The 16629-nt window shown below is 63.8% G+C and carries 9 protein-coding genes and 2 pseudogenes; 8 read left to right on the top strand and 3 right to left on the bottom strand.

Features of this window, described 5'->3' with window-relative positions; translation table 11 throughout:
* Positions 1 to 2: 2 nt before the first annotated feature.
* From A3A9_RS46520 to ligD, 3 genes and pseudogenes are all read left to right on the top strand, one after another.
* A pseudogene (locus A3A9_RS46520) lies at positions 3 to 200 on the top strand (DNA ligase D); the annotation flags it as partial.
* Positions 201 to 270: 70 nt separating this feature from the next.
* Complete coding sequence (locus tag A3A9_RS46325; protein ID WP_275451180.1) at positions 271 to 939, top strand: hypothetical protein; 669 nt, start codon at positions 271 to 273, stop codon at positions 937 to 939.
* A gap of 88 nt (positions 940 to 1027) precedes the next feature.
* Positions 1028 to 1924, top strand: coding sequence for a non-homologous end-joining DNA ligase (ligD, locus tag A3A9_RS44880; RefSeq protein ID WP_033838784.1), 897 nt, complete (start codon positions 1028 to 1030; stop codon positions 1922 to 1924).
* Between the two features lie 12 nt (positions 1925 to 1936).
* Here ligD and dinB read toward each other — a convergent pair whose 3' ends face one another.
* Positions 1937 to 2977: a DNA polymerase IV gene (dinB, locus tag A3A9_RS0124385; protein WP_082222204.1), complete on the bottom strand. Its 1041-nt coding sequence runs from the start codon at positions 2975 to 2977 to the stop codon at positions 1937 to 1939.
* A gap of 267 nt (positions 2978 to 3244) precedes the next feature.
* Between dinB and A3A9_RS0124380 the strand changes: the two genes are divergently transcribed.
* The 3 genes from A3A9_RS0124380 to A3A9_RS0124370 are packed head-to-tail and all read left to right on the top strand — an operon-like array spanning position 3245 to position 8704.
* Positions 3245 to 4006 carry an ImuA family protein gene (locus A3A9_RS0124380; protein WP_027061119.1) on the top strand — a complete coding sequence of 254 codons (762 nt, stop codon included), beginning with the start codon at positions 3245 to 3247 and terminating at the stop codon, positions 4004 to 4006.
* Positions 3921 to 5441 carry a Y-family DNA polymerase gene (locus tag A3A9_RS0124375; protein ID WP_033838768.1) on the top strand — a complete coding sequence of 507 codons (1521 nt, stop codon included), beginning with the start codon at positions 3921 to 3923 and terminating at the stop codon, positions 5439 to 5441. The genes A3A9_RS0124380 and A3A9_RS0124375 overlap by 86 nt, the downstream gene beginning before the upstream one ends.
* Positions 5438 to 8704 (top strand): error-prone DNA polymerase, encoded by a 3267-nt coding sequence (locus A3A9_RS0124370; RefSeq protein ID WP_027061117.1) that lies wholly within the window; start codon positions 5438 to 5440, stop codon positions 8702 to 8704. Before A3A9_RS0124375 ends, A3A9_RS0124370 begins: the two co-directional genes overlap by 4 nt.
* A gap of 316 nt (positions 8705 to 9020) precedes the next feature.
* Here A3A9_RS0124370 and A3A9_RS45830 read toward each other — a convergent pair whose 3' ends face one another.
* Together A3A9_RS45830 and A3A9_RS41285 are read right to left on the bottom strand one after the other, a co-directional pair.
* Complete coding sequence (locus tag A3A9_RS45830) at positions 9021 to 12017, bottom strand: TrlF family AAA-like ATPase (protein ID WP_027061116.1); 2997 nt, start codon at positions 12015 to 12017, stop codon at positions 9021 to 9023.
* Positions 12018 to 12307: 290 nt separating this feature from the next.
* Positions 12308 to 12908 (bottom strand): annotated as a pseudogene (locus A3A9_RS41285) (SOS response-associated peptidase family protein).
* Positions 12909 to 13166: 258 nt separating this feature from the next.
* On the opposite strand from A3A9_RS41285, the gene A3A9_RS0124355 reads away from it, so the two are divergent.
* The gene (locus A3A9_RS0124355; protein ID WP_027061115.1) at positions 13167 to 14363 is read left to right on the top strand and encodes a hypothetical protein; all 1197 of its coding nucleotides are present in this window, start codon (positions 13167 to 13169) and stop codon (positions 14361 to 14363) included.
* Between the two features lie 163 nt (positions 14364 to 14526).
* On the top strand, positions 14527 to 16614 hold the full coding sequence (locus A3A9_RS0124350; RefSeq protein WP_027061114.1) for a ParB/RepB/Spo0J family partition protein: 2088 nt from the start codon (positions 14527 to 14529) through the stop codon (positions 16612 to 16614).
* The last annotated feature ends 15 nt before the right edge of the window (positions 16615 to 16629 follow it).

The following is a 16629-nucleotide window of genomic DNA, read 5'->3' as shown; positions in this document are numbered from 1 at the left end:
CCATGTCGGCCGTAGAGGCTACCACCAGCAAGAAGCGCACACCGCGCAGAGACTCAGAATCTACCCCGCGATACGCCCTCCCCAAGTTTCGCCCGTTCCAGCTCTGTACCCTGACCGGCGAAATACCAGTGGGCGCCAACTGGCTTTTCGAAATGAAGTTCGACGGCTACCGCGCGCAGGTCGCCGTCTCCGGCTCGGAAGTCGTGGTCTATACCCGTAACGGCCACGACTGGACGCGCCAGTTCAAGGTGATCCTGCCGCCGTCGGACATTGACCAAAGGGGCAGCGTTGATCGACGGCGAGATCGTCGCCATCGACAGCGAAGGCCGCACCAACTTCTCCATTTTGAAGACGGGCATCGCTGCTGGCCTGCCGCTCAAGTTCTATGCCTTCGATTTGCTCGAATTGGACGGGAAGGACCTGTCCAACCGGCCCCTGCTCGAGCGCAAGGAACGGCTTGCGGCGCTACTGGGCGAGCGGGCTTCCGACGACAGCCTGCAGTTTTCCAGCCACATCGCTGACAATGGCAGACAAGTCTTCGGGGCCATGTGCGCCGGCGGCCATGAGGGCATCATCGCCAAGCGCGCGGACGGCCGCTATGTCGGCGACCGCACCGCGAGCTGGCTCAAGATCAAGTGCACAAAACGACAGGAATTCGTGGTTGGCGGCTATCGTCCAAGCGACACTGGCCACGGGATGGCGTCGCTGATCCTTGGCACCTATGAGAACGGCAAGTTGATCTATCGGGGCCGCGTCGGCACCGGGTTTACCCAGGCGATGCGCAAGGCCATCCTCGCGCAGCTGGAGAAACGCCGCCTCGACAAACCCGCCTTCGCATCCGTGCCACGCGACATTGCGCGCCGCGCCGTGTGGGTCAAACCCGAGCTCGTTGCTGAGGTGACCTATTCCGGACGGCAGCCTGCGGCACCCCAGCTTTGAGGGCATGCGCGAAGACAAGCGCGCTGACCAGGTCGTGATGGAAATGCCGAGGGCGCCGGCCACCGCCGGCGCCAATCTTGATCCCGCGATGGGCAAGGAGATCGCTGGTGCGGTCGGCGTGACGCTGACCCATCCTGACAAAGTCATGTACCCCGGCACTGAGGTGACCAAGGCCGCGCTCGCCGCATACTACGCCGCCGTGGCCGAGAAGATGCTGCCGCACATCGAGGATCGGCCCCTGTCGCTCGTACGCGACACCGATGGTGACCTGCAAAAGACTTTCTTTCAAAAGCACAAGCTGCCTGGCATGCCCAAGGCTATCCATGATGGCCAATTGGAGAAGATGTCCGGCAAGGAAAGCCGGATCGTTTGGGTCGACGACCTGGCAGGGCTGATCGCCGGCGTCCAGATGAACGTGCTCGAATTCCACGTCTGGGGCAGCCTGCGCCAGCAGCCGAGCCTGCCGCACCGGATAATCTTCGACATCGACCCCGACGAGGGCCTGGGCTTTGCTGACGTCAAGGAGGCCGCACTCGACATCCACGGCGTTCTGGACGCCCTCGGCCTCCAATCCTGGCCGCTGCTGTCCGGTGGCAAGGGTGTCCACGTCGTCGTTCCACTCGTTCCCGAGGCCGACTGGGAAGCGGTCAAGAGCTTCTGCCAGGACTTCGCCGAACTGCTTGCCCGCACGGATCCGTCCCGCTTCGTCGCGAACATGAGCAAGGCGAGACGCAAAGGCCGCATGTTCATCGACTATCTCCGCAACGGACAGGGCGCCACGGCAATTTGCCCGTGGTCGACCCGGGCGCGATCCGGTGCGTCATGCGCCGTGCCCGTCACTTGGGATGAACTGCCGACATTCGAGAGCGCCAGCGCATTTGATGTTTTCGCTGCCGCCGCCCGGGCTCAGAAGTCCGACGCCTGGGAGGGCTATTTCGATGTCGAACAAACGCTGACAGAGCGGATCCGAAAAGCAGTCCGATAGGTGCAGCCAGTCCTAGATCGTCAGCGACATCTGCCGATCGGCCTCGGTTCGCGTTCCGGTGAGATTTGAAAGTGTCACCCCGAGCAGGCGGATCCCCTTGCTGACAGGAAATACCTGATCGAGGAGGGTGCCGCTGACGGTCGCCAGGTCGGCTTCGCCCTCGATGACACCCCCGATCGTGCGGCTGCGCGTGATCTGCTGGAAGTCGGCGAATTTCACCTTCAATGTCACCGTGCGACCCTGGATCGATCTTGCCTCGCAATATCGCCAGACCTTGGCGACCAATGCCGCCAGCTCCTTGCGGGCACTTTCGAGATCGAACAAATCGCTTGCGAAGGTGTCCTCGGCTCCAACGGACTTGCGCTCGCGGTCGGCCCGCACCGGGCGTTCGTCGATGCCGCGGGCGATCCAGTAATAGTATGGACCCGCTTTCCCGAACTTCTCCTCCAGAAAGGCCAAGCTCTTTGCGCGCAGGTCGACACCAGTTTCGATGCCGAGCCGAGCCATCTTGGCTGCGGTCGCCGGGCCAACGCCATGAAACTTCCGCACGGGCAAGGCCTCGACAAAGGCGGGACCCTGCTTCGGAGTGATGACGAACAGCCCATCGGGCTTGTTCTGGCCGGAGGCGAGCTTGGCCAGGAATTTGTTGTAGCTAACGCCGGCCGAGGCCGTCAGGCCGGTTTCGGACTTGATTTTCGCGCGGATCATTTCCGCGATCGTCGTGGCGACGGGGATGCCCTGCAGATTGTCGGTGACGTCGAGATAGGCCTCATCGAGTGAGAGCGGTTCAATGAGTGGCGTGTGCTCGGCGAAGATCGCGTGGATCTGCTGGGAGACGGCCCGGTAGGCGTCAAAGCGCGGCGGCACGAAGATCAACTCTGGGCATTTACGCTTCGCGGTAATCGAGGGCATGGCCGATCGCACCCCGAACTTTCTGGCCTCGTAGCTCGCAGCCGCCACCACACCGCGCGCCGCCGAGCCCCCGACCGCCACTGGCTTGCCGCGCAGGTCCGGATTGTCGCGCTGTTCGACCGAGGCGAAGAAGGCATCCATGTCGACATGGATGATCCTGCGAAGGATGGCCGTCCCTTCCCCCGGCGCATCAACTTGTTGGTCTCTATCGCTTTGCTCGCCCACTTCGCCGTCCCTGCATCACCTGTGGCATATCAAGATAGACCGCACCTCGATCAAGGACAGTCTGGGATCAACTCTCGGAGCGGCGCAACGAGTCCGATTGACTCTCGGACACCAAAGAGAACAAATAAGGAACATATCAGCCCCGAAAATCCATTGGGAAGACAGTTTGAGAGTGTTTCGTTCATGGGTCAGCCGGCCGCCAGCCCTGCTATCGCCGCGCTTCGCGAGCGAATCGCGCGCCTCGAAGGCGGGCCGGCGCGTAACCGCGCGACGCTGCCATTCGGCGTCGCCTCGATCGACAAGGTCCTGCCGGGAGGCGGGTTGGCGCTCGGCGCGCTGCACGAGGTTGCCGGCGGCCGGAACGGGGCGATCGATGGGGCTGCGGCGGCGCTGTTCGCCGCCGGCGTCGCCGCGCGCACCAAGGGCAAGGTGCTCTGGTGTGTCACCCGGCAGGATCTCTTCGCCCCTGCCCTCGCCCAGGCCGGGCTGCTGCCCGGCCGCGTCGTCTATGTCGAGGCGGGCGACGAGGCTTCGGTGCTCGCCTGTTTCGAGGAGGGGCTTCGCCATGGCGGCCTAGGATGCGTCGTGGCCGAACTGGCCCGCCTTTCGATGACCGCCTCCCGTCGACTGCAACTGGCCGCCGAAACCTCTGGCGCCATCGGCATCGCCATCCGCCGCTGGCGCCGGCAGACCGAGGCAACCGATTTTGGACAACCGACCGCGGCGGTCAGCCGCTGGCGCGTCACTGCGCTTCCCTCCCGCCCCCTGCCAGTCCCCGGCGTCGGCCGCGCGCGCTGGCAACTCGAGCTGATCCGGGTGCGGGCTGGAGAAAGCGCCGACTTTGAAGTGGAAGCCTGCGATGACAAGGGTCGTCTCGCTCTATTTTCCGACTTGGCCGACCGATCGCCTAAGGCGCGCCCTGGGCCAGTCCGCGCCCTCGGCTGAGACCCCGATCGTGATGCTCGGCCGGCAGGGAAACCGGCGCCTCGTGCTGGCCGTGGATGCGGCGGCGCGCGCGGCTGGCCTGCGCGTCGGCATCCCCGCAAGCAAGGCGCAGGTCCTGGTGCCCAATCTGCAGAGCTTCGACCTCGATGCGTCGGGCGATGCCGCGGGGCTCGATCGAATGGCGCTCTGGTCGCTGCGCTATGCCCCGATCGTCGCCGCCGATCCGCCCGACGGGCTCATCATCGACACGACCGGCGCCGACCATCTGCATGGCGGCGAGAACGCGATGCTCCAAGGACTGGTGTCTCGTATGGCAGCCTCCGGCATCGAGGCGCGTGTCGCCGTCGCGGACACCTGGGGCGCTGCGCATGCCTGCGCGCGCTTCCTCGCCCGGCCGACCTTCGTCGCGCCACTGGGGCAAGCGCCGTCGATCGTGCGCAATCTCTCGATCGGTGCCTTGCGTCTTGCTCCGGAGATCGTCGAAGGCCTGCATACGCTCGGCTTCGAGCGCGTGGGCGAAGTCGAGGCGGCGCCGCGCGCCTCGCTTACCCTGCGTTTTGGGCCCGAGCTCGGCCGCCGTCTCGATCAGGCCATGGGCCGGCGTGGCGAACCCTTCGAGCCGATCCGCTCTCCTGATTTGATCGAGGTGCGCCGGCCCTTCGGCGAGCCGATCGGCGCCGCCGAGACCATCGCCCGCTACACCGGCAAGCTCGTCGCCGCGCTCTGCGAAGCGCTCGAGGCCAAGGGGCTTGGCGCCCGCCGGCTTGACCTGCTGTTTCATCGCGTCGACAACCGCATCGAGGCCATCCGCGCCGGCACCGCCGTGCCGGTGCGGGACGTCAAACGGCTGACCCGGCTCCTCACCGATCGCATCGAGACTATCGATCCCGGCTTCGGCATCGAGGTGATGACGCTGGCCGCCACACTCGCCGAGCCGTTCGGCAGCAAGCAGATCATCTCCTCGCAGGTCGAGGGGCCTGAACCCGACATTACCGACCTCATCGATACGCTCGCCAACCGGATCGGTGAACAGCGGCTCTACCGGTTCGCCCCTGTCGAGAGCGACGTGCCGGAACGCTCGGTTCGTCGCGTTGCGCCCAGCGCCCCCGATGACGGGACGAGTTGGCCGGGCGAATGGCCGCGCCCACCGCGCCTGCTCGGCCATCCTGAACCCATCGAGACGATGGCTTTGCTGCCCGACCATCCGCCGGTCTGGTTCAGTTGGCGCGGTATCCGCCGCCGCGTCATGCGCGCCGACGGCCCCGAACGCGTCTTCGGCGAATGGTGGCAGCGCGATGCCGAACTGATCGCCGTGCGCGACTATTTTCAGGTGGAGGACGAAAGCGGCGATCGCTTCTGGATCTACCGCGCCGGTGACGGCGAGGATCCTGAGACCGGTTCCCATAAGTGGTTCCTGCATGGGGTTTTCGCATGAGCGGGCCGCGCTATGCCGAACTGCAGGTCACCAGCCACTTCTCGTTTCTGCGTGGCGCCAGCTCCTGCGATGACCTCTTCGCGCAGGCCGCGGCGCTCGGCATCGCGGCCCTTGCGGTGGTCGACCGCAATTCATTGGCCGGCATCGTGCGGGCCCATCAGGCGGCCAAGGATACCGGCGTCAGACTTATCGTCGGCTGCCGCCTCGATCTGGTCGACGGCATGTCGGTGCTCGTCTATCCCACGGACCGGGCTGCCTATTCGCGGCTTTGCCGGCTGCTGACCCTGGGCAAGAAGCGCGGCGGCAAGGCGAAATGTCATCTGGAATGGAGCGACCTGCCTGACTATGCCGAGGGTCTGATCGCCGTTCTCGTGCCCGATCGCGCCGACGAAATCTGCGCCCTGCAACTGCGTCGCCTGCGCGAAACCTTCGGCGACCGTGCCTATCTCGCGCTGACGCTGCGCCGACGGCCCAACGACCAGGTCCGGCTCCACGAACTGTCCAACCTCGCAACCCAAATGCGGATGCCCACGGTGGTGACGAACGACGTCCTGTTCCACGAGCCCGGCCGGCGCGTCCTCCAGGACGTGGTGACGGCCATTCGCCACAACATCACCATCGACGAATTGGGCTTCCGGCGAGAGCGCCATGCCGACCGCTATCTCAAGCCGCCCGAGGAAATGGCGCGGCTGTTTTCGCGCTATCCGGGAGCCCTCGCCCGCACGCTCGAAATCGCGCGGCAGTGCCGCTTCTCCCTCGACGAACTCGCCTATCAATATCCGGAAGAGAAGATGCTGCCGGGGCTCACGGCCCAGCAGGCGTTCGAACGCCTCACCTGGGAAGGCGCCGAGCGACGCTATCCCGAGGGCGTTCCTGACAAGGTGGTGGCGCTCATCAAGCACGAGCTGCGCCTGATCGCGACCCTGCAATACGCCCCCTACTTCCTTACCGTGAACGCCATCGTGCAGTTCGCGCGCAGCAAGGACATCCTGTGCCAGGGCCGAGGCTCGGCCGCCAACTCCGCCGTCTGCTACGTGCTGGGCATCACCAGTATCGATCCCGAATGCAACAACCTGCTTTTCGAGCGCTTCGTCTCCCAGGAGCGCAAGGAGCCCCCAGACATCGATGTCGACTTCGAGCATGAGCGGCGCGAAATCGTCATGCAGTGGGTCTACGAGACCTATGGCCGCGACCACAGCGCCCTCTGCTCGACCGTGGTGCGCTATCACACTAAGGGCGCGGTGCGTGACATCGGCAAGGCCCTCGGGCTACCGGAGGACGTTACCAAGATGCTCTCGTCCCAGGTCTGGGGACACGGCGAGGGCATCGACGAGAAGCGCGCCCGCGAACTCAACCTCAATGTTGCCGATCGTCGGCTGCGGATGACGCTTGAACTGGCCCAGCAACTCGAGGGCACGCCCCGGCACCTGTCGCAGCATCCCGGTGGCTTCGTCCTGACCAATGACCGTCTCGACGACCTCGCGCCGATCGAGCCGGCCCGCATGGTCAACCGCCAGGTCATCGAGTGGGACAAGGACGACATCGACATCCTCAAATTCATGAAGGTCGACGTCCTCGCGCTCGGCATGCTTACCTGCATGAATCGCAGCTTCGATCTCCTCGCCGAGCACAAGGGCATGACCCTCGACCTGGCCACCATCCCGGCCGAGGACCCAGCGACCTACGCCATGATCCGCAAGGCCGACACGATCGGGGTCTTCCAGATCGAGAGCCGCGCCCAGATGTCGATGCTGCCCCGTATCAAGCCGCGCACCTTCTATGACCTCGTCGTCGAGGTTGCCATCGTGCGCCCCGGTCCGATTCAGGGCGACATGGTCCACCCTTATCTGCGCCGCCGGGAGGGCAAGGAGCCGGTCGAGTTCCCTACCCCCGAACTCGAGCGCGTCCTCGGCAAGACACTGGGTGTTCCGCTATTCCAGGAGCAGGCGATGCAGGTCGCCATGGTCTGCGCCGGCTTCAGTGCCGGCGAGGCCGACCAGTTGCGCCGCGCCATGGCGACCTTCAAGCACACCGGCGGCGTCAGCAAATTCGGCGACAAGTTGATCGGCGGCATGATCGCCAATGGCTACACGCAGGAATTCGCGGCCAACACCTTCAAGCAGCTCGAAGGCTTCGGTAGCTACGGCTTTCCCGAGAGCCACGCCGCCAGCTTCGCCCTCATCGCCTATGCCTCGAGCTGGATGAAATGCCACCATCCCGATGTCTTCTGCTGCGCACTGCTCAATTCTCAGCCAATGGGCTTTTACTTGCCGGCCCAGATCGTGCGGGATGCCCAGGCCCATGGCGTCGAAATCCGGCCGGTCTGCATCAATGCGAGCCGATGGGACTGCACGCTGGAGCCGATTGGCGAGGACGGTCGCTTCGCGGTCCGTCTCGGTCTGCGCATGGTCAAGGGGCTGGCCAATGCCGATGCTGCCGCGATCGTTGCAGCCCGGGCCGACGAGGCCTTCGCTTCCATCGACGATCTCTGGCATCGCGCCGGGATGCCGGCGGGATCGCTTGTCCAACTCGCCGAGGCTGACGCCTTCCGTCCTGACCTGGGTCTGGCGCGCCGCGAGGCACTATGGGCGCTCAAGGGCCTGCGTGATGAACCGCTGCCGCTCTTTGCCGCCGCATCGGCTCGCGAACAGCGGACCGTGTCGGAAATCCATGAACCGGCGTTGGTGCTGCGGCCGATGACGGCGGGTCGGGAAGTCGTCGAGGACTACGGCCATATCGGCCTCACCCTTCGCAGCCACCCGCTGTCCTTCCTGCGTTCCGATCTCGCGCGGCGCCGGATCGTCACCTGCCGCGACGCGATGCAGGCGGGTGATGGGCGCTGGCTGGAGGCGGCGGGCCTTGTCCTCGTCCGCCAACGCCCGGGCTCGGCCAAGGGCGTGATGTTCCTGACCATGGAAGATGAGACTGGCGCCGCCAATGTCGTGGTCTGGGTGAAGGTCTTCGAGAAGTTCCGCCGCGTCCTGCTCTCCTCCTCGATGCTAGCAGTTCGCGGCAAGATTCAGCGGGAGGGCGAGGTGGTCCACCTCGTCGCCCATTCCCTCACCGACCTTTCGGGGGAACTCGCCAGCGTGGGCAATCGCGAGACGCCGTTTCCGCTTCCCCATGGGCGGGGCGACGAAGCCCATCATGGTGGGCCCGGACTCGATCCGCGAAGCATGCCGAAGGGTCTGCGGCCACGGGACCTCGTCGATCCCACGCTGCAGGTTACGCCGATCAAGGTGAAGACACGGGACTTTCGATAGTGCTCGCGTCGTCCGTGCCCGCCGTAAGCGCAAAAGCGATGGCATAGATGGGTGGAGAGCGGTCGCCAATGGTCAGTGACCAACGAATGCCTTGCGCCCCTATTCGCGCCGTTGCAGCCATGATGGGACCTTCCCAGAAGCGGACATCTGCGCTGTCACGGCTCGTTGGCACCTCTGCGCCACAACCGAACGTTCGCGATAGCGCAATCTTGTGGTCGAGCAAAAGCTCAATAGGCAGGCCGTGGTACTTGGTGCCTCTTCCGGCGAGCCTCTGCGGCAAGGGAAGGTCAGTTTCGGTCAAACGAAGTTATATCCTTTATAGGCGGAGACGGAGCCGCTTGGCCCGGTCGAGGAAAGCGGGTTCTCCACCTTCGAGGATTTCGCATACTTCTTTCCGAATTTCAGGGTTTTCGAGGCCGCCCGCGATGTAGGTCATCGTCGGCAGAGCACCCGGCTGGTGGCGCCCGGCCTTTGCGACAATCACCTGATCCGCGTCGGTGTTCACGACCAGATTAGCATTGTGCGTCACCACTATAATCTGGCGGCGAAGCTTGGTTTCGCGGAACCGCTCGACCAGTTCGTCGTACACGGACTTCGGATCGAGATTTTCCTCCGGCTGATCGATCACGAGCGGTCGGTCATCGTTGCGATCAATGGACAAATACAGCAGGAGCAGGACAATGCCGCGGGTACCAGGCGAAAGCTGTTCGATCTCCACGCCGTCGTATTGAACGCTGTAGCGAACGCGGATGTGGTCCAGGCTGTAGAGCCAAGCGGAGAGCTCTGCCGCCCATGCGCGGTATCGCTCAAGATTGGAGCGGTCCTCCAACGCTTCGGCAACAAAATCGCGGTCATGGTCCGTTCTAAACTTTGCAAGCGCCGATGCGATGTCGTCGGCGCTGCCAGATTCCCAAATTGCCAGCAACCTTGCTTTGACGGCCTTTAATAGGGCACCCTTGCCTTGGAAGGGCCCAGTCTTGCGGGCGTCGAGCAGCTGTTCGCCGCGGGCCGCCCACCCCTCTACGTCTACGGTACGGCGAACATTGAAGGTAAGCTTGCCAAGGGCACCGGGCTGGCCAGCGATCTGCTGACCAAGCGGTTCGTATAGGCTTGCGAGTTCGTTGGCCTCGCCAATGATCGCAGCGACGGCCTTCTTGTAGTTTTCGGTGCGTTGCGTCGCCAGCGTCTTGATCTTGTCGTCGGCCGCTTCGGCCAGTTCTATCGAACGCCGGAGCTTAGCGAGGTTGGCTTCGCCCTGGGTGATCTTCTCCGTAAGTCGACTGTAGGTTCGGGCGTTCTCCGTCGCGATACCAACGACTTGCGTCAGGCGGGCAACTTCCGCGTCGAGGTGACCGAGCGCTTGCTGGTCAAGAGCGACACCCTCGGCCAGCCGGGAAATCGTGATATCAGCATCGGGGGTAAGTGGCGGAAGGGCCTGACCGCGAAGTCCAGCCGTGCTCGTCTCAAGCTTCTTGATTGCTGCGTTGACCGTACCAGCGGGATCGCCCTTGAAGTCGACTTCGAAGGTCTTCCAGTCCGCTTCCCGCAAGCCAGCTTCAGTGTGGGCATCCCTGAGGTCGCGTAGCATGCCGGGGAGGACGCTTTCCTTCCAGGAACGAATGGCATCGAGCAGTGCGAGCAGAGTCTGACGGCGGCGCTGCTGTGCTTGAATCAGGTTCCGGCGCGCGACCGCCGCCTCATCGACCTCTGCGAGGGTTTCGGATGCGGCCTTCGTGGCCGCATTCCCACCGCTCACGAGTGCTTGCCGGTCCTTCTTGTCTTTCTCCAGCGTTGCCTGGACGGTGTCGCGCTGCTTCTTCAAGCCTTCGAGCGCGTCTTTGCGCTGACGCTCAACATTCATCTCGTTGGAAGTCTGGATAATCGCTAGTTCTTGGCGTTGACGTTCGGAGCGCCAGCGTTCGGCGCGCAGCGAGAGCAGCTCGCCGAAGTTGGCCGCCTCCATGCGGTCTTCCTCGGGATGGGCTTGGAAGACGACCCGCTCGATCTCGGTAAGCAGTTCGTCGGTGATCCCTTCAGCGGAGCAAAGTCGGTCCACGAATTGCTGGGACAGATAGCGTACTCGGGAGTCATCGAGAACCTGCTCCGTCTCAACGGCCCGAAGGTCGCTGTAGGTCTCGTCGCCAAGAGCCCATTTCAGCGTGGAGCATTCGGACCCGAGGAGCTTGGCGGCGCGGTAAAGGAAGGACTTCTTTGCTTCGTCGTCCTTGGATTGGCGGGCGGCGTACGCTCCCGCAGCGATGATCTCAGCAAGCGCCGTCTTGCCCGAGCCGCGTGCGCCGATGATCGCAACCAGCCCTGCGTTGAGGTCAACCGCCCCATTCGAAAACCACGACGCATTTGTCACGGTGACGCGCTCAATCACTTCGGATGACAGCGCCCCGATGGGATGCGTCGGACCGACAAAGACACGCGCGCTGGGCTCGAGGACGACCTGCCTGAGGCTCTCAAAGGTCACATCGCCCTTGATCCATGTGTAGAGGTCGTTATCCGGCTTGCCCACCTTGCCGAAGCTGTGGGCATCGCTACCGTGCAAGCACGGTTTGCGGCCACCCCACCCCAGAATGAGCTGCTCAAGGGTCGCCGCACCAAGCCCGAGCCAGAAGTCGCGCAGTTTCTGCGATGAACCGAAAATGAAGTGCGCTGCCTTCTCGATCTCCTTCCGCATCGTCGCCAGCGACGTGTCGCCCTGCAAGCCCGCAGTCCCGTCGCCTTCGCCAGCCGCCACCCCAACCAAGATGTTGCGTTGAGCCCACTCCGACTTATCGAACGCATCCCGGAGTTTCGAACGGCTGACTTTGAACTGATTGGTGCCCTCCTTTAGCGCGGCTTCCGGCGCGAGGTTCGGGTCGCGCTTATGGGTGCGACCCAATCGGATTAGTTCATCGCGGTCGCAAGCGTAAGTTTCGCCGTGCGCCTCGAAGGTCAGCTTCCTCATAAAGCTCTGCAGTTTCTCTAGGTGGTCGGGCTCGTCGGGACAGACCAGGAGATGAAAGTTGATGACGCCATCAGAGGATGTGCCCATCTCGAAGCGCATCTCGACATTGGGGAAAATCAGCTCGACACCTTGCAGACGCCCAGCGTTCTTATGAGCGACCACCTGCTCGTAGAGAGTGAAGCTGTAGTAGTCGGTGATGCCGAGGGCGCGGATGCATGGCGATGACTGCTCGATCGCTTGCAGGTAGGGCTCCCAAGCATTCTGGCCGAAATTGTTGGCGAGAATGGTGCCTGGCGCGTGGATGTGGGGGTCCCAGCGATGCCAGATCGAGCCGCGTCGATTTTTTTTGTCGTCCAATTTGAGGCCCTCAACTATAACCTTGAGGGCAGAGCCGCGTTACGGCGGCGCCAAACGACGCGTCTCCCCCACGCCAATACTACAGTGCGAGTTTGGAGAATGCCAATTGATCGCCCATTCTAGGTAATCGCCCCGGAGCGAAGCTGCGGCGTATGAGCGCCGAAGAAGTTTTGACGCCTCGTGGGCAGCGGCAAGCGGTCGATCCGTGAGTGCGGTCGAAGGGCCGCTTTGGGGTGGAACCGGCCGGTTGGAATGAGCTCCATTCCGGCCTTTGGCCTACCCACGCCGCCCTAGTCCGATCCCTGTCGAACGGTTTCAACCGCGAGTGAGCCCTCCGGTAGGGGGAGCAGCAGTTCGGCTTCTGTCTTCGTGAGGTAGATCCAGTGCGCCCAGTCGGCTGGGCGCAGCACCACACACCACGACCTGGCGGTCATGATAAGCAACAATATCGGGACCAGGCTCGGTGGTCAGCATGGCGAAGGCCGGCCTGGAGCCATCTGCGCCTTCGCGCCAAATGCCGGCGATCGCCATGAATGGCGCATCGTTCAGCGTGAACCGATGCTTTGCTTTTGGATATTTCTTGCCCGTGAATTCGAAGAAGGCCGATGCGGGAATGAGGCATCGGTTGCTCTTGTCGAAATACCGGCCATCAGAGCGGTAGTTGAAGACGGGGCCACCCTTCGGATTGGATGGTGGGAAGCTGAAATTCATTGGCACCAATTCAATGCCGTTGCCGGCAGCGCGCATCACCGGCGCCATTTCGTTGATCCGGATATCGTCGCTTTCCGGCAGGTCGAGTTCGGTCTGTTGCGTCGGGACGCCAAGCTCGAGTGCCTGCATCATCTGGACGTATTCGACCCATTTCACATGTTGTTCGTAGGCATTGCACATGCCGCGCACTCTATCGCGAAACGCAAATGAGTCGAGATGGGCGTCCCTTCGGGCCGGGCTCTCGGCTGGCGCTGAAGCCCCGCTCTGCGGGTCTTCACCCTTCGGGCTTCCATCCCTGACGCGGCACGGCGCCGACAGCGCGGAGCCCCTCCTCTCAGCGTCGGTCTTGCGCATCGCGAGAGTGAGAGGGCGGTTTGGAGGGCAATGACGGCGAAGGACTGGGAGAGAGGCTTCCGGCGCCCGTCATGGAGAACTCCCATGAACAATTCAGTGACTATCGATGCCGGCCGCGACGCACCCGGCGGCTACAAAGTGGATGCGAGCCGCGGCGAGCGCATCGGGCGTGTTTCCTCGGAGTGGTTCAACCGCCCGGCTGATGAGCGCTACCTCTCGCTGTCCGCGTTGATGGCTTCTGTGCAGGGGCGGACCGAGCGCAGCCGGACCCGCACCGTCGACAGCGCCGCGATCCGGGTCGAAGCCAGCCGCGACGATGCCGAGCGGCTTGCCCTTGTGCTTCCGGGTGCCGACAGGCCGGTCGCCCCGACGCATTGGAGCTTTGGTCAACTCGCCGGCATCGTGGGCGCGCCGGCGACCTACCTGCGTCAACTTCCGGCACCGCTCGCCGGTATCAACCTGCAATATGGCCTGACCGCGCATCGCGCCGAGCAGGTCAAGACGCTCGAGTTCGATAACGGGCGCGTCGAGCTCCGCGCCGTCACTGGCCCGGACTATGGGCGCATCTATGATCACGAACTGGTTGCGGCCGTGCAGCAGATCGCCGGCAATGGCACCGGCGACACGCGTTGGAAGATCCCCGGCGTGCTCGACTGGTCGACCGGTATCTACAATCCCCGCGTCGACATCACCTCGGATACCACCACGCTCTATGCTTCGGATCGCGACGTGTTCCTTTTCCTGGTCGATGACCTCAACCCAATCGAAGCAGGCAGGCTGCCGGATGGCTCGCCCGATCTCTACTTCCGGGGTTTCTATTGCTGGAATTCCGAGGTCGGCGCGAAAACGCTCGGCATCGCCAGCTTCTACCTTCGCGCCGTGTGCCAGAACCGCAATCTCTGGGGCGTCGAGGATTTCGAGGAGATCACTATCCGCCACTCCAAATATGCCGCCTCACGCTTCGCACACCAGGCTGCGCCGGCGCTGACCCGTTTCGCCAACTCCTCGCCCATGCCCTTCGTCAACGGCATCCGGGCGGCCCGCGAAAAGATCGTCGCCCGCGGCGACGACGATCGCACGGAGTTTCTTCGCAAGCGCGGCTTCTCCAAGGCGGAGACAGCGAAGATCATCGAGACTGTGCTCGCCGAAGAAGGACGCAAGCCCGCGAGCGTCTTCGACTTCGTGCAGGGCATCACCGCCGTCGCGCGGGACAAGCCGCACCAGGATGCCCGGCTCGACCTGGAGGGCAAGGCCAAGAAGCTCCTCGACCGGGCCGCCTGATTTCAGCAAAGCCGGCGATGCGGATTTCCGTTTCTCCGCTTCTGCGCCTTTCCCAAAAGCCGACTGTGCGGCGCCGTCCTCAGAGTGAGAGGGCGGCGCCGATCTTCGTGACGGGTTGGAGGCCGAGAGAGGTTCCCGGCCGCCCGTCGCGGAGTACATCACAATGGCTACTGCCAAGAAGAAGCCCACCATCACCCTGTCGCCCTCCCGCGACGTTCCCTTCAACCAGCTCGTGCTGAGCCAGTCCAATGTCCGGCGCATCAAAGCTGGTGTCTCGGTCGAGGAACTCGCCGAGGACATCGCCCGCCGGGGCATCCTACAGGGTCTCACCGTCCGCCCGGTCGTCGATGAAAACGGCACTAAGACCGGCATGTTCGAAGTGCCGGCCGGCGGCAGGCGTTTCCGGGCGCTGGAACTGCTCGTGAAGCAGAAGCGCCTGGCCAAGACCGCGCCAGTCCCCTGTGTCGTCCGCGAGGGCGGCATTGCGGAGGAGGACTCTCTGGCCGAAAACGTCCAGCGCGCACCGCTCCATCCGCTCGATCAGTTCCGCGCGTTTCTCACCCTGCGCGAAAAGGGTCAGGTCGAGGAGGAAATCGCCGCGACCTTCTTCGTCTCGGTGAACGTGGTCAAGCAGCGCCTGAAGCTCGCATCAGTCTCTCCGGTGCTGCTCGATGTCTACGCCGAAGATGGCATGACGCTCGCCCAGCTCGAAGCGTTCACCGTGTCGGGCGACCACGCGCGCCAAGAACAGGTCTTCGAGCGCGTCAAAACCTCCTACGACAAGTCGGCCTATGCCATCCGGCGCATGCTCACCGAAGGCGCCGTCCGTGCCACTGATAAGCGGGCGCTGTTCATCGGCATCGAGGCGTATGTCGAAGCGGGCGGCTCGGTGCTGCGCGATCTCTTCGAGGGCGATGATGGTGGCTGGCTGCAGGACGTCGCCCTGATCGACAAGATGGTGAACGACAAGCTCAGCGGCGAATCCGAGGCGGTTGCCGCCGAGGGCTGGAAGTGGACCGAGGTCGCGCCTGATTTCGCCTATGGCCACACCTATGGTCTGCGACGCCTCCACGGTGAACCCGTGCCGCTCACGGCCGAGGAAGAAGCCACGCGCGACGCGCTCAAGGCGGAGTTCGATCGCGTCGTTGCGGAGCATGAAGGTGCCGACGAGCTGCCCGACGAGGTCGACGAGCGGCTGGGCGAACTCGAGACCGCACTCGAGGCCTTTGACGAACGGCCGCCGTCCTTCGATCCCGAAGAAATCGCCCGTGCCGGCGCCTTCATCAGCATCGCTGGCGATGGCCGCCTGCGCGTCGATCGGGGCTATGTTCGCCCCGAGGATGAGACTTCGGTCAAGCCGGAGAATGCATCCGATGGCGAAGCAACGGATGAAGGAACGTCGGCCGGCGACAATGCCGAGGGTGCCGACGGCGATCCGGTACCCGAACCTGAGGAAGACGAGAGTCTTTCGCCTATCTCCGACCGAATGATGACCGAATTGACGGCGCATCGGACGCTCGGTCTCCGGCACGCCCTCGGCGAGGATCCAGATGTCGCCTTCCGCGCCGCGCTGCATGCCCTGACGCTCAAGGTCTTCTACCAGTATGGCTCGGATAGCTGCCTTGAGCTGGACCTCAAGACCGTCAGCTTCGGCGCCCAGGCGCTAGGGCTGAACGACAGTGTCTCGGCCGAGGCGATCCATGCCCGGCATGAGGGCTGGACGAAGGCTCTGCCGAAGGATTCGGCTGAGCTCTGGGACGCGCTTGGAGACTGGGACAGCGACAGCCGCGCCGCCTTGTTCGCCCATATCGTCAGCCTCTCGGTCAATGGCGTCAGCGAGGCCTGGAACCGTCGGCCGCGGGCGCTCGTCCATGCCGATCAGTTGGCCCACGCCGTCGATCTCGACATGTCGGCGCGCTGGAAGCCGACCGTCGACACGTTCCTCGGTCGCGTGACCAAGGCGCGCATCCTTCAGGCTGTCGCCGAAGCGAAGGGCCAACGCGCTGCCGACCGGATCGCCCATCTCAAGAAGGGCGACATGGCGACAGAAGCGACGACGCTGCTTAACGGCACCGGCTGGTTGCCCGAGCCGCTTCGTACGCCGGGGCGGGAGACGGTAACCGACATGTCGGTTGTGGAACTGGCCGTCGTAGAAACGGCGGAGGTAGCGGACGAAACGGCCATGGCCGACGACGACGGCATCACCGATGATGACGAGGTCGGCGTCGAAGCGATCATGGCTGCCGAATAGTCCTCTCGACCCTAC

The organism is Mesorhizobium loti CJ3sym, assembly GCF_000472785.1.
GTDB classification, from domain to species: Bacteria; Pseudomonadota; Alphaproteobacteria; order Rhizobiales; family Rhizobiaceae; genus Mesorhizobium; species Mesorhizobium loti_E.
This window is presented reverse-complemented; position numbering and strand designations above follow the sequence as displayed.